This window comes from Tenacibaculum sp. TB-56 (assembly GCF_059716275.2).
Window position 1 is genome coordinate 658794 of the sequence record NZ_CM201367.1, and the last position, 13505, is coordinate 672298.

The following is a 13505-nucleotide window of genomic DNA, read 5'->3' on the forward strand; positions in this document are numbered from 1 at the left end:
AAGGTTTCTATTTTTACTTTTACTTTTTTAGTAAGAGCTGAGACTTTGTACCATATTGTTAAACTAACAAGAAAATAATATAGCTAATCAAAGTCTCGAATTTATCGAGGCTTTTTTTTTGACCTAAAATGAAAAAAATAGCCATTCAAGGAATACAAGGAAGCAACCATCATATTGTTGCAAACAACTACTACGGAGAAAACATCGAACTAGTTGAGTGTTTGTCTTTTGATGCATTGGTAGATAGCTTATTGAATTTCCAAAGTAAACAAGCAATTATGGCATTAGAAAACACCATAGCAGGCTCAATCATACCCAACTATGCCCTAATTGACAAATACAATTTGCATATTTCTGGTGAATATTATTTACCTATTCATCATCATTTAATGGCGTTACCAAATCAACAAATTAAAGATATTACTGAGGTTTGCTCACACCCAATGGCCTTGCTACAATGCAAAGAGTTTTTCAAACAACATAAACATATAAAACTAGTTGAAGATGTTGACACCTCTGCTGTTGCGAAAAGAATTTCTGATCAACAATTAAAGGGTGTTGCAGCTATCGCACCAAAAATGGCTGCTGATATTTTTGGACTTTCTATCATTGAAGACGAGATTCAAACCATTAAAAATAATGCGACTCGCTTTGTGATTTTACAAACAAATCACCCTGAAAATGGCAAGAGTGAAATTAACAAAGCTTCATTAAGATTTGAATTAGACCATAAAAGAGGGAGTTTAGCTGCAGTACTCAATGTAATGAGTGATTGCAAATTAAACCTTACCAAAATACAATCGTTACCCAAGATTGAAACCCCTTGGAAATATGCTTTTTTTGTGGATGTAACTTTTGAAAAATATGAAGATTACGAAAAAGCAAAAGCCATCATACAAATTATGGCAGAAGAGTTTAAAATATTAGGTGAATACAAAAACGGAAGATTATGATACAGTTTGCCAATCGCTTACAAACCGTACAAGAGTACTACTTCTCTAAAAAATTACAAGAAGTACGTCAATTAATTTCAGAAGGAAAACCAATTATAAACATCGGAATTGGAAGCCCTGATTTACAACCTCCAACCTCAGTATTAAAAGCTATTCAAGATAGTTTACAAGATACTGGAGCACATAGTTATCAGAGTTATCAAGGATTACCAGAGTTTAGACAAGCTGTTTCTAATTTTTACCAAAACAACTATAAAGTTACCATAAATCCTGCTAACGAAGTACTCCCTTTAATGGGAAGTAAAGAGGGAATTATGCATATTTCATTGGCTTTTTTAAATGAAGGAGATCAGGTATTAATTCCTAATCCAGGATACCCAACTTACAGCTCTGTAACCAATTTGTTGGGAGGAGAACCTATTTTTTACAATTTGGAAGAAGCGAGTAACTGGCAACCTGATTTTGAAGATTTGGAAAAACTCGATACCTCAAAAATAAAATTGATGTGGGTAAACTATCCGCATATGCCAACGGGTGCAGATGCAACCAAAGAAACTTTTCAAAAGTTGATTGGCTTTGGAAAAAAGCACAATATTGTGATTGTAAATGACAATCCGTATAGCTTTATATTGAATGAACATCCTCAAAGTATTTTACAAATTGAAGGCGCAAAAGATATTGCACTAGAGTTAAACTCGGTAAGTAAATCTTTTAACATGGCTGGGTGGCGTGTTGGAATGTTGTTAGGAAAACCTGAATTCTTAACCGAAGTTTTAAAAGTTAAAACTCAAATGGATTCTGGCATGTTTTATGGAATTCAAAAAGGAGCTACTAAAGCTTTAGAGTTAGATAAAAATTGGTTTACTAAACTAAATAACACTTATAAAAAGCGACAAGAGTTAGTTTTTAAATTAGCAGATAAGTTAGGATGTACTTATGATAAAAACACCTCAGGAATGTTTGTTTGGTGTAAACTTCCAGAAGGAAAAACATCTGAAGAAATGATTGACGATTTGCTATATAACAAACACATTTTTGCTGCTCCCGGAACCATTTTCGGCAACCAAGGTGAAGGTTATATTCGTTTCTCACTATGTGTATCAGAAGAAAAAATTAACGAAGCAATCAACAGAATATAATGAACGTATTTATCATAGGACTAGGATTAATCGGCGGAAGTTTTGCCCTAGATATTCAGCAAGCATTTAAAAATGCTACTATCTACGGAATTGACTCCAGCGAAGAGCATAGAGACCTTGCTTTAGAAAGAGGGATTATCCATCAAAAAGCAACATTTTCAGAATTGTCGAACGCAGACATAGTCATTATTGCCATTCCTGTAGATGTTTCTCAAGAGGTACTTTTGAAAACATTAGATAGCATCTCTGATACTTGTTTGGTTTTTGATGTAGGTTCGACTAAAGAACTGATTTGCGATGCTGTTAAAAATCATCCAAAAAGAAGAAATTTTTTAGCAACACATCCTATTGCGGGAACTGAGTTTTCAGGACCAAATGCAGCATTGACAAATTTATTTAGAAATAAAACTAATATTATTTGTGAGGTAGAAAAAACAGCTTTCAAATTACAGGAAAAAGCATTAGATATATTTTCAAAATTAGGAATGCGTATTCGATACATGGATCCAAAATCACACGACAAGCATATTGCCTACGTATCACATTTATCACATATCAGCTCTTTCATGTTAGGTAAAACGGTCATTGAAAAAGAGAAAAACGAACGTGATATTTTCGATATGGCTGGTAGTGGATTTGCTTCCACTGTGCGTTTAGCAAAAAGTTCACCTGCCATGTGGACTCCTATTTTTAAACAAAATAAAGAAAATGTTGTAGAGTCTTTAAACGAATACATTAGTAACTTACAACAATTCAAAACATTGTTAGAAAAAAATGATTTTCCAGAAATCTATACAGAAATGGAAAACACCAATCATATAAAACAAATATTAAACGGAATTTTAGAGGTAGCACCTCAACAATAAAAATATCAAAATGGAAAACACAAAAGAATTAAGAACTTGGTTAGATGCCTTCGGATTAGGGCATCCACTAGTAATTGCAGGAACCTTGTAGTGCTGAAACTGAAGAACAAGTATTAAAAATAGCTCACGAATTAAAAGATACAGATGCTACGGTATTAAGAGCTGGAATTTGGAAACCTCGTACAAGACCTGGGAATTTTGAAGGTGTAGGCGCTCTAGGATTAAAATGGTTGCAAAAAGCAAAACAAGAAACAGGAATGTTAATTGCTACCGAAGTTGCCAACAAAGATCATGTACAATTAGCTTTAGAGCATGATGTAGATATTTTATGGATTGGTGCTCGTACCACTGTAAGTCCTTTTATCATTCAAGAAATTGCAGATGCTTTAGAAGAAACCGATAAAATAGTTTTGGTAAAAAACCCTGTAAACCCAGATTTACCATTATGGTTAGGTGCTATAGAACGTTTGTACTCAAAAAACATCAAAAAATTAGGAGTAATTCATAGAGGTTTTTCTACTTATGAGAAAACCCGATATAGAAACAACCCTGAATGGCAAATTCCTATCGAACTACAAAACCGTTTTCCTGATTTACCATTGATTTGTGATCCGTCACACATCGCTGGTCGTCGTGATATTATTTTCGATGTTTGTCAAACTGCCTTAGATTTAAACTTTGATGGTTTAATGGTTGAAACACATTACGACCCTGATAATGCTTGGAGTGATGCTGCGCAACAAATTACACCTAAATCTCTAATTCAAATGATGGTAGACTTAAAAGTTAGAAAAGCTACTGATACCGAGGCTGATTACCGAAATGCACTAAATACTTTACGTACTCAAATTGATGTAGTGGATCATCAATTGATTGAAATGTTAGGGAAACGTATGAAAATAGCTGATGCTATTGGTGAGTTAAAGAAAGATAAAAACGTTGCTATTTTACAAACTAGACGATGGAACGAAATCTTAGGTAAAATGATATTAGAAGGACAAGATAAAGGACTAAGCGAAGAGTTTGTTCTTAAAATGTTTAAAGCGATACACCAAGAAAGTATCAATCATCAAGAAAAAATCATTAACTCATAAAAAAAAGCGCCTAATGGCGCTTTTTTTTATTTTTCAACAGACTCTAAAGTCTTAACCTCTCTTTTAAAAATATAACGTGTTATAAAAATTCCGTTACTATCTCCTTTTCCTCCATAACTCTCTACTCCACTATTAGAAAAAGCCAATTCCCAACCATTTTTTGCCATATCATTAAGCTTAGAGGTAATCACTGCATCATTTGCTACAATATTCTGAAAACGAATTCCTCCAATATTAAAGAAGTTTAACAGTTTTGTTTCTTCGAAATTTTTAACTCTAATTTCCGATCTTTTCGACTTGTTTCTTTCATCATTTTCTTCTGACCTTCCAGAGGTATAATCTTCAAAATTTCTCTCTTCATCTGAAGAAATTAACCTAGATCTTCCCAAACCATTTGGTACTATAGACTCAACACTTGTTATAACCTTATATTCATATGTTTGTGCAATGGCCGAAACATAAGATAATCCAATAAAACAAATAGATAATAATAGTTTTTTCATAATAAATTTTTAAAATTAAGGCACGAATATATTATTTTTTTTATGAATAATCCGCATCTTTGTTTTATGACAGGAACGGTTTATAAATCTACAGGAAGTTGGTATTGGGTAAAGTCTAAAGGCGAGCTATACAAGTGTCGTATTAAAGGAAAATTCCGTATTAAAGGAATCAAAAGTACGAACCCTATATCTGTAGGTGATATTGTTGATTTTTCTTTAGAAACCAATAATGATGAAGAAACAGGTTTAATTACCAACATTCACGAGCGTAAAAATTTTATTGTTCGTAAATCGGTTAACTTATCAAAACAAACTCATGTAATTGCTTCTAATATCGACCAGGTATTTCTGTTAATTACCATTGACAACCCTCCTACATTTACCACATTTATCGATCGTTTTTTAGTTACTGCTGAAGCCTATTCAATCAAAACTATTTTAGTTTTTAATAAAATTGATTCGTATGAAATTGAGCAGCGTGCCGAAATTATGTATCTAAAAGATATTTATGAAGCTATCGGTTACGAATGTGTAGAAGTTTCAGCGACCAAAAACATCAATATAGATAAAATCAAAGAGATGATGACAAGCAAAGTAAGCATGTTTGCTGGTCATTCGGGAGTTGGAAAAACGACTTTAGTCAATGCCATTGAACCTTCTTTAGATTTAAAAACCAAAGAAATTTCTGAACAACACAAACAAGGGCAACATACCACTACGTTTGCTGAAATGTTTGATTTAAGTTTTGATGCTCGTATTATTGACACTCCTGGAATTAAAGGTTTCGGAGTCGTTGATATGGACAAAGATGAATTAGGTGATTATTTCCCTGAATTTTTTGCTTTAAAACAAGACTGTAAATTCAACAATTGTATTCACGTAAATGAACCGCAGTGTGCTGTTAAAGAAGCCTTAGAAAATGAAGAAATTGCTTGGTCTCGCTATAAAAGCTATTTACAAATTTTGGAAGGTGAAGACGAAAATTATCGAACTGATATTTGGGAATAGTGATTAGCTATTGGCTATTAGCTTTTGGCTACTAGAGGCTAGTTTTCAACTTTCAAACTAAAAACCCAACAATCTGACAATCTAAAAATCCAATAATCTAAAAAAAATGAAAGCAGTAATTCAACGTGTTTCAAAAGCTAGTGTTACTATTGAAGGAGAAAAAGTTGCGAATATCCAAAACGGATTATTAGTCTTATTGGGTATTATTGATGACGATACACAAGAAGATATTACTTGGTTGACTAAGAAAATTGCCAATCTTCGTATTTTTAATGATGAAGATGGCATTATGAACAAGTCTTTACTTGATATTAATGGAGAAGCAATCGTTGTAAGTCAATTCACTTTGCATGCTTCAACAAAAAAAGGAAATCGACCTAGCTATATTAAAGCAGCAAAACCTGATATTGCTATCCCTTTATATGAAAAATTTGTTCAACAGCTTGAAGTTAATTTGGGAAAAAAAGTCCAAACAGGCGAATTTGGAGCAGATATGAAAGTAAAACTGTTAAATGATGGACCTGTAACTATTATTATTGATACCAAAGACAAAGTGTAATTGCAATTTATTGATATTCATACTCACACTTCATCTACTAAAAAAGATGTTTTTTTAATAGAAAATAAATATCCTAATTCGACCGATTTTAGCAAACCTTTTTCTATTGGGATTCACCCGTGGTATATTTCAAAAGACACTTTACAAAACGATTTAAAAATTGTTGAAGAGCAACTAAGCTCAGAAAATTGTTATGCGTTAGGAGAATGTGGTTTGGATAGAATAGCCGAAATTGACTTCTCTCTTCAACTTGAAGTTTTTAAGCAACAAATTCAACTTTCAGAAAAATATAACAAACCTATAATTATTCATTGTGTAAAGGCTTTCCAGGAAATTATTCAATTGAAAAAAGAAATCAAACCAAAACAACCTTGGATTGTTCACGGATTCAATAAAAATCACCAAATTGCGCTCGATTTAATACAACATAAAATATGTATATCCTTCGGAGAGAGCTTATTAAAAAATGAGAGACTACAAGAAACTTTTTCAAAACTTCCATTAAACTTTCTTTTTTTTGAAACTGATACTTCCGAAGCACCTATTGAAAGCATATACAACATTGCTAGTGAACTAAGAAAAACCGAAAAACAAGAAATTATAAATACTGTAAAACAAAATTTTAGTAGAATTTTTAAAAGATGAGTTGGTTAGAACGTACCGAATTATTGGTTCAAAAAGAAGGGTTAGAGAAGATTAAAAATGCCAATGTTTTAGTAGTTGGATTAGGAGGAGTTGGATCGTTTGCAGCAGAATTTATTGCGCGTGCTGGTGTAAACAAAATGACCATTGTAGATGGTGATGTTTTTGACAAAACAAACATAAATCGTCAATTACCGGCATTACATAGCACCATAGGAAAATCAAAAGCACATATTTTAGCTGATAGATTAAAAGACATCAATCCAGATATTGAATTGACTGTTTTAGAAGAATTTTTATCGCCAGAAAGAGCCTTTGAAATAGTAACTCCAGATTTTGATTATGTGTTAGATTGTATTGACAGTATTACTCCTAAAGTTAATCTGATTGTTGCAGCACGCAGAAAAAAAGTGAAAATTATCAGCTCAATGGGAGCAGGTGGTAAATTGGATGCTTCTAAAGTAAAAGTAAAAGACATTAGTAAAACCAAGCACTGTAAAATGGCAAGAGCCATACGTAAACGCTTAAAAGAACTAAAAGTTGACAAAGGGGTTAGAGCCGTATATTCAGAAGAAATTCAAATTTCTGAAAGTTTAAAACTCACCGACGGAACCAACTATAAAAAATCGTATTACGGAACCATCAGCTATATGCCTGCTGCCTTTGGCTTAGAAGCTGCCTCTTATGTGATTAATCATATTTTAACAAAAAAATAATCTCCATGGAAACTATTTTTTTATTATCTTTGCCCTCAATTAATAATCACTATAAAAAACTCAAAAATGAAAAAAACAATTTTAGCAATTGCTTTTATGGCAATGGGAGCTGTCGCTTGTAAGACAGAAAAAAACAAAGCTGCTGTAAGTGAAGAAAAAGAAGTAGCAAAAACAGAAAACATTATTAATACGTATAAAGCTAACGTTGCAGAATCTGCAGTTACTTGGAAAGGAAGTAAGCCAACGGGATCTCACAACGGTGTGGTAAGTTTAGAAAAAGGAACTTTAGAAATTGAAAATGGAGCTGTTAAGTCTGGTGAGTTTGTAATTGACATGAACACTATTGTTTGTGAAGATTTAGAAGCTGGTAACGGTAAAGAAAAATTAGAAGGACACTTAAAATCTGCTGATTTCTTTGATGTTGAAAAATTCCCAACTGCAAAGTTTGAAGTATCTAGTTCTGAAGTAAAAGACGGAAAAGTTCACGTAACTGGTAACTTAACTTTAAGAGATGTTACTAAGAGTATTACTATTCCTGCTACTATTACTGAAACTGAAGATGCTGTTACTTTTAAAAGTGATGTTTTTAGTATTGACAGAACTGACTTTGGTGTAACTTACAAATCTCAGAAAATTGACGCTGCTTTAAAAGACAAGTTTATCCATGATTTAATGGAAATTTCTTTCGAAGTTAAGGCTAAAAAATAATTTTAGTTTTCTATAGAAACTAAAAAGGGTTGACAATTGTCAACCCTTTTTTTATGCTTTAATAAATTCTTCTACTTCAAACAACGCTTTGAAATGTTTCAGAATTTTTTCTTTCACTTCTTCCTCAGGTATTTTCTTTCCTAATTCGGCTTCCATAGAAGTTACTGCCTTACCACGAATTCCACAAGGAATTATATTGTCAAAGTAACCTAAATTAGCGTTCACATTTAATGCAAACCCATGCATAGTTACCCATCTACTCGCGCGAATTCCCATTGCACAAATTTTTCTTGCAAACGGTGTTCCAACATCTAACCAAACCCCTGTTTCTCCTTCACTTCTTTCAGCTTTAATGCCATATTCAGCAATTGTTAAAATGATAGATTCTTCTAACAAACGTAAATACTTATGAATATCGGTAAAGAAATTTTCTAAGTCTAAAATTGGATATCCAACTATTTGACCAGGGCCATGATAGGTAATATCTCCTCCTCTATTAATTTTATAAAAAGTAGCTTCTTTTTCTTTTAGCTTCTCTTCATTCAATAATAAATTACTGATATCTCCAGATTTTCCTAGCGTATACACATGTGGGTGCTCGACAAATAAAAAGTGATTTGGAGTTTCAATCCCTTCTTCTCCATTTCTCTTTTCTCTCTTTAATGAAACTATCTCATCTAACAAACTCGTTTGATAATCCCATGTTTCTTTGTAATCTTTTTTTCCTAGATCACTAACTCTTACTTTTTTATTCATAAATTAGGCGTCTAAATAGCCCTACAAAGGTAGGGAAAATTAAACTTTTACTGTTATAAGTAAGACTTATCAATAACTAAATCATGTCGAAAAGAAACTCCCTTCTCATATTTTGCATTTTACTTTTTTCAACTTCTGGTTTGTTCTCTCAACAGATGTGGACGAAAACATCTAACGAAACAATTAGGCTTCAAAAAAAAGAAGTACTAGCTACTAAAGTTTCTCCGAATCAACACCTATTAATGAGGTTAGATTTAGAGAAGTTTACAAGTGTTTTATTAAACTCAAAAACTAAGAACACTTCTAATGAAAAAGTAATAATGCTTCCTAATGCGAATGGAGATATTCAACGCTTTTTAGTAAAAGAAACCTCATATTTAGCTCCTGAGTTAGCAGCAAAATTCCCACAAGTAACATCTTTCTCTGCGCAAGGGATTGACGATACTTCATCTACAGCTAAAATAAGTATTGGAAAAGATGGTGTGCATGTTATGTTATTCACCTCAAATGAAAGTACTGTTTATATTGACCCTTACACAAAAGATCATAAAGAGTATGTCGTTTATAAAAAAGGAGAACTTGCTTCTTTAGAAGATGATTTCTCGTGTAAACTTGAAAATACTTTTCAAAAAAATAGTTCTTCTTCATTACAAAGCAGAAATGCTAATGATGGAACATTGAGAACTTTTAGAACTGCTATTGCTTGTACTGGGGAATATGCACAATATCATATTGAAAGAAATAATTTAGAATCTGCTTCAGATAATGAAAAAAAAGCAGCTGTGCTATCTGCTATAAATACCACAATGACTCGTGTTAATGGTATTTTTGAAAGAGATTTAGCCACAAGAATGGTGCTAGTTGCTAACAATGATGAGTTAATTTTCTTAGATGCTGAAACTGATGGATTATCAAACGATGATGCAAACTTCTTAATAGATGAAAGCCAAGTGAAATGTGATGCTGTTATTGGAGATGCAAATTATGATATCGGACATACCTTTAGCACAGGAGGTGGAGGGTTAGCCCAATTAAACTCTGTGTGTGAAACTGGATATAAAGCTCAAGGAATAACAGGTAGAAGTCAACCAATAGGTGACGGATATGCTATTGATTATGTAGCTCATGAAATAGGGCATCAATTTGGTGCTACGCATACATTCAACAATTCTTGTAGCGGTAACAGAAGTCCTATAACTGCTGTTGAACCAGGAAGTGGATCAACCATTATGGCTTATGCGGGTATTTGCTCACCAAACATACAAGGAGCTAGTGATGATTATTTTCACGCTGTTAGTATCGCTCAAATGTGGGAACACATACAAGGAGCTGGAAGTTGTGCTAGTACTTCTAACACAGGAAATACTGCTCCTACAGCTACCGCAGGAAACAGTGTAAGCATTCCTAGATCTACACCTTTTGTTTTAAAAGGACAAGCTACCGATGTTGACGGAACAGCTTCTTTAACCTATACTTGGGAACAAATTGACAACGAAATAGCAACCATGTCTCCATTAGCTACCAATACTGGTGAACCAATGTTTAGATCTTTATCGCCGTCAAACTCTCCTGATAGGTATTTTCCTGCTCTTTCAACTGTGATAAACCGAAGCACTTCTACTATATGGGAAGTTCTTCCATCAGTAGCAAGAGAATTAGATTTCGCTTTTACAGTTAGAGATAACCATGCAGGAGGAGGTAGTACTGCAAGAGATGATATAAAAATTACCGTTGTAAATACTGAACCTTTTACCGTAACAAGTCCTAGTTCAGTAGTTTCTTGGGGAACAGGAGCTACACATACGATTACTTGGAACAAAGGAACTTCTGACCAAGCTCCAATCAATTGTGCTAGTGTAAATATTAGGCTTTCAACAGATGGTGGTCAAACTTTTCCAATCGTTTTAAAAAGTAACACTCCAAATGACGGGTCAGAAAACATTGTTATTCCTGATACCCCTACTACATCTGCCAGAATCTTAGTAGAAGCAGCTGACAACGTTTTTTACAATGTAAACAATACCAACTTCACCATTTTTCAAGCCGACCCTACGTTTTCAATTTCTAACACCACTGGTGATTTATCTGTATGTAAAGTAGCAACAAATGAGCTTGTTTTTAATTTTGATTACGTGGCTTTATATGGTTTTACTGAAACAGTTACCCTTTCAACCACTGGAACACCAACAAACGCTTCAGCTACATTAAGCACAACAACTTTAAGTACAAGTGGTAATTTTACACTAACCTTAAATAACCTCGGTGAAGTTACCAATGGAGACCATACAATTACAGTTACAGCAACCTCACCAACAACTACAAAATCAGTAAATATTCTATTAAATGTGAATGACAGTTTATGTAATTCTTCTGGAAACACAGAGTCACAAATAAGTATTACAAATGTTACATTTAACGGTATTAACAATGATTCTAACAAAACCAATGGCTATTCTGATTTTACAGCTATAGATACTCAAGTAGTACGAGGTGAAACTTACGAATTAACAGCAACCGTTAACGCTGCAGGCAATAGCGATGTAAATACTTTTGCTTGGATAGATTGGAATCAAAACTGTACATTCGATACTAATGAAACCTACGAAATAACATCAAACACTGTGAGTATTGCAGTTCCTGAAGATGCTCCGTTAGGTTCAGTAATTATGAGAGTTTCGGTAAAACCTGATTCAGATCCGAATTCTTGTGGATTAAATTTTAATGGCGAAGTAGAAGATTATACTATTACTGTTGAAGAACGATTTGCAACTGACAACACTCTGTTTAAAGACCTTCGTACATTCCCAGTTCCTTCTGACGGAGCACTTACTGTAAACTTTAAGGTTAAAGACAAAAATTCAACCATTATCCGTTTATTCGATTTTAGAGGAAGATTGCTTGAAACTCAAGAATTTTCGACTATTTCAAGTGAGTTCAACAAAGTAATTGAATTTAACAAAACTACTAGCGGATTCTACTTAATGCAAATCGAAAATGCAGGAAAACAAATAACAAAAAAGATTGCCATTAGGTAATCTCTTTTCCATACAAAACAAAAAAAGCGAGCTAATTAGCTCGCTTTTTTTGTTTTTCTACTATATTGATTTGTTAATCTTCTTTCTTAATTCCTTTTTTTATGTACTTTTACCTCCCCTGAACTGGCATTGCCAGCAATATTAAAATCATTATTACACAAATAGTTATGCACGTAGCAATTGCCGGAAACATAGGCGCAGGAAAAACCACATTAACCAAATTATTAGCAAAACACTACAATTGGGAACCTCATTTCGAATCAGTTGATGAAAATCCTTACTTAGATGATTTCTATGGTGAAATGGAGCGTTGGTCTTTTAACTTGCAAGTATATTTTTTAAATAGCCGTTTTCGTCAAGTCTTAGAGCTACGTAAGTCAGGGAAGAAAATAATTCAAGATAGAACTATTTACGAAGATGCTCATATTTTTGCTCCAAACCTACATGCAATGGGGCTTATGACCAATAGAGATTTCAGCAACTATTCTTCCTTATTTGAATTGATGGAAAACTTGGTAACACCTCCTGATTTATTAATTTATTTACGTGCAGATATTTCTACTTTAGTAGGTCAAATACACAAACGAGGTAGAGAATATGAGAATTCTATCAGTATCGATTATTTAAGTCGATTAAACGAACGCTACGAAGCTTGGATTAGCCAATACAACAAAGGAAAGCTATTAATTATTGATGTTGATAATTTAGATTTTGTTGACAACCCTGAAGATTTAGGATATGTTATCGACAGAATTGATGCGCAAATAAACGGATTATTTTAATCCTCTTTTAAATTCACTTAGTAAAATTGCTGTAGCAGTAGCTACATTTAAACTTTCGGTTTGTTGCAAATCACCAAATCTTGGAATGGTTAACGCGTGCTTTACTGTTTGAGCAATTTCAGGTGAAATTCCGTTAGCTTCGTTCCCCATAACTAATACTGCTTTTTCTGGTAATGACGATGTGTATACATTCTCGCCATCCATATCTGCGGCAAAAACTGGAAGTTTGCTATTTGATAAAAAATCTTGTAAATCTACATACGAAATATTCACTCTCCTTAAAGACCCCATGGTAGATTGTACTACTTTTTGATTATAACAGTCAACTGTGTTTTTTGAACAAACTAATTCAGTAACTCCAAACCAATCACATAAACGAATAATAGTTCCTAAATTCCCAGGATCGTTAACTCCATCAAGAGCAACCATAAATTTATCTTGATTGATTTCTTTTTCCTTCGGAATTTTAAAAAGCCCCAAAACTTTATTCGGACTTTTTAACGTGCTTACCTTTTTTAATTCGCTTTCAGAAATTATGGTTATCTCACAATTTTTTGAAGCTTCAAAAGACGCATCTACAGAAAATATGTGTTCAACTTCTAATGAAGATGCTAACAACTCATTTACCACTTTCACTCCTTCTGCGACAAATAATTGGTGCTTCTGTCTATACTTTTTTTGCTGTAAACTAGTTATTAACTTTATGTTGTTTTTAGATAAGCTCATTAAATTATTTTTAACACT

13 protein-coding genes and 1 pseudogene are annotated in these 13505 nt (G+C 33.2%); 11 read left to right on the plus strand and 3 right to left on the minus strand.

Features of this window, described 5'->3' with window-relative positions:
* The first annotated feature begins 128 nt into the window (after nt 1-128).
* The 4 genes and pseudogenes from AC3VI6_RS03195 (at nt 129) to AC3VI6_RS03210 (ending at nt 4052) form a co-directional block, all read left to right on the plus strand.
* Complete coding sequence (locus AC3VI6_RS03195; protein ID WP_497705141.1) at nt 129-953, plus strand: prephenate dehydratase; 825 nt, start codon at nt 129-131, stop codon at nt 951-953.
* The gene (locus AC3VI6_RS03200) at nt 950-2092 is read left to right on the plus strand and encodes a pyridoxal phosphate-dependent aminotransferase (protein WP_497705142.1); all 1143 of its coding nucleotides are present in this window, start codon (nt 950-952) and stop codon (nt 2090-2092) included. Before AC3VI6_RS03195 ends, AC3VI6_RS03200 begins: the two co-directional genes overlap by 4 nt.
* Nucleotides 2092-2958 carry a prephenate dehydrogenase gene (locus tag AC3VI6_RS03205; protein WP_497705143.1) on the plus strand — a complete coding sequence of 289 codons (867 nt, stop codon included), beginning with the start codon at nt 2092-2094 and terminating at the stop codon, nt 2956-2958. Before AC3VI6_RS03200 ends, AC3VI6_RS03205 begins: the two co-directional genes overlap by 1 nt.
* A gap of 10 nt (nt 2959-2968) precedes the next feature.
* Nucleotides 2969-4052, plus strand: a pseudogene (locus AC3VI6_RS03210) (chorismate mutase).
* Between the two features lie 26 nt (nt 4053-4078).
* On the opposite strand, the gene AC3VI6_RS03215 reads toward AC3VI6_RS03210, so the two are convergent.
* Nucleotides 4079-4555, minus strand: coding sequence for a hypothetical protein (locus AC3VI6_RS03215; RefSeq protein WP_497705144.1), 477 nt, complete (start codon nt 4553-4555; stop codon nt 4079-4081).
* A 66-nt stretch (nt 4556-4621) separates the two neighbouring features.
* On the opposite strand from AC3VI6_RS03215, the gene rsgA reads away from it, so the two are divergent.
* From rsgA to AC3VI6_RS03240, 5 genes are all read left to right on the plus strand, one after another.
* Nucleotides 4622-5563 (plus strand): ribosome small subunit-dependent GTPase A, encoded by a 942-nt coding sequence (rsgA, locus tag AC3VI6_RS03220; protein ID WP_497705145.1) that lies wholly within the window; start codon nt 4622-4624, stop codon nt 5561-5563.
* Between the two features lie 106 nt (nt 5564-5669).
* Nucleotides 5670-6122, plus strand: coding sequence for a D-aminoacyl-tRNA deacylase (dtd, locus tag AC3VI6_RS03225; RefSeq protein ID WP_497705146.1), 453 nt, complete (start codon nt 5670-5672; stop codon nt 6120-6122).
* Entirely contained in the window at nt 6123-6767 is a 645-nt protein-coding gene (locus tag AC3VI6_RS03230; RefSeq protein WP_497705147.1) for a TatD family hydrolase, read from the plus strand. It begins immediately after the preceding gene.
* Nucleotides 6764-7480, plus strand: a complete 717-nt coding sequence (locus tag AC3VI6_RS03235; protein ID WP_497705148.1) for a tRNA threonylcarbamoyladenosine dehydratase — start codon at nt 6764-6766, stop codon at nt 7478-7480. Before AC3VI6_RS03230 ends, AC3VI6_RS03235 begins: the two co-directional genes overlap by 4 nt.
* A gap of 66 nt (nt 7481-7546) precedes the next feature.
* The gene (locus AC3VI6_RS03240) at nt 7547-8188 is read left to right on the plus strand and encodes a YceI family protein (protein ID WP_497705149.1); all 642 of its coding nucleotides are present in this window, start codon (nt 7547-7549) and stop codon (nt 8186-8188) included.
* Between the two features lie 51 nt (nt 8189-8239).
* Here the strand turns inward: AC3VI6_RS03240 and lipB are convergent, their stop codons facing one another.
* Nucleotides 8240-8944 carry a lipoyl(octanoyl) transferase LipB gene (gene lipB / locus AC3VI6_RS03245; protein WP_497705150.1) on the minus strand — a complete coding sequence of 235 codons (705 nt, stop codon included), beginning with the start codon at nt 8942-8944 and terminating at the stop codon, nt 8240-8242.
* Nucleotides 8945-9099: 155 nt separating this feature from the next.
* On the opposite strand from lipB, the gene AC3VI6_RS03250 reads away from it, so the two are divergent.
* Together AC3VI6_RS03250 and AC3VI6_RS03255 are read left to right on the plus strand one after the other, a co-directional pair.
* Nucleotides 9100-11979, plus strand: a complete 2880-nt coding sequence (locus tag AC3VI6_RS03250) for a reprolysin-like metallopeptidase (protein WP_497705151.1) — start codon at nt 9100-9102, stop codon at nt 11977-11979.
* Between the two features lie 167 nt (nt 11980-12146).
* Nucleotides 12147-12761 carry a deoxynucleoside kinase gene (locus AC3VI6_RS03255; protein ID WP_274635240.1) on the plus strand — a complete coding sequence of 205 codons (615 nt, stop codon included), beginning with the start codon at nt 12147-12149 and terminating at the stop codon, nt 12759-12761.
* On the opposite strand, the gene AC3VI6_RS03260 is transcribed toward AC3VI6_RS03255, so the two are convergent.
* Complete coding sequence (locus AC3VI6_RS03260; RefSeq protein WP_497705152.1) at nt 12753-13487, minus strand: TrmH family RNA methyltransferase; 735 nt, start codon at nt 13485-13487, stop codon at nt 12753-12755. The genes AC3VI6_RS03255 and AC3VI6_RS03260 overlap by 9 nt on opposite strands.
* Nucleotides 13488-13505: the final 18 nt, after the last annotated feature.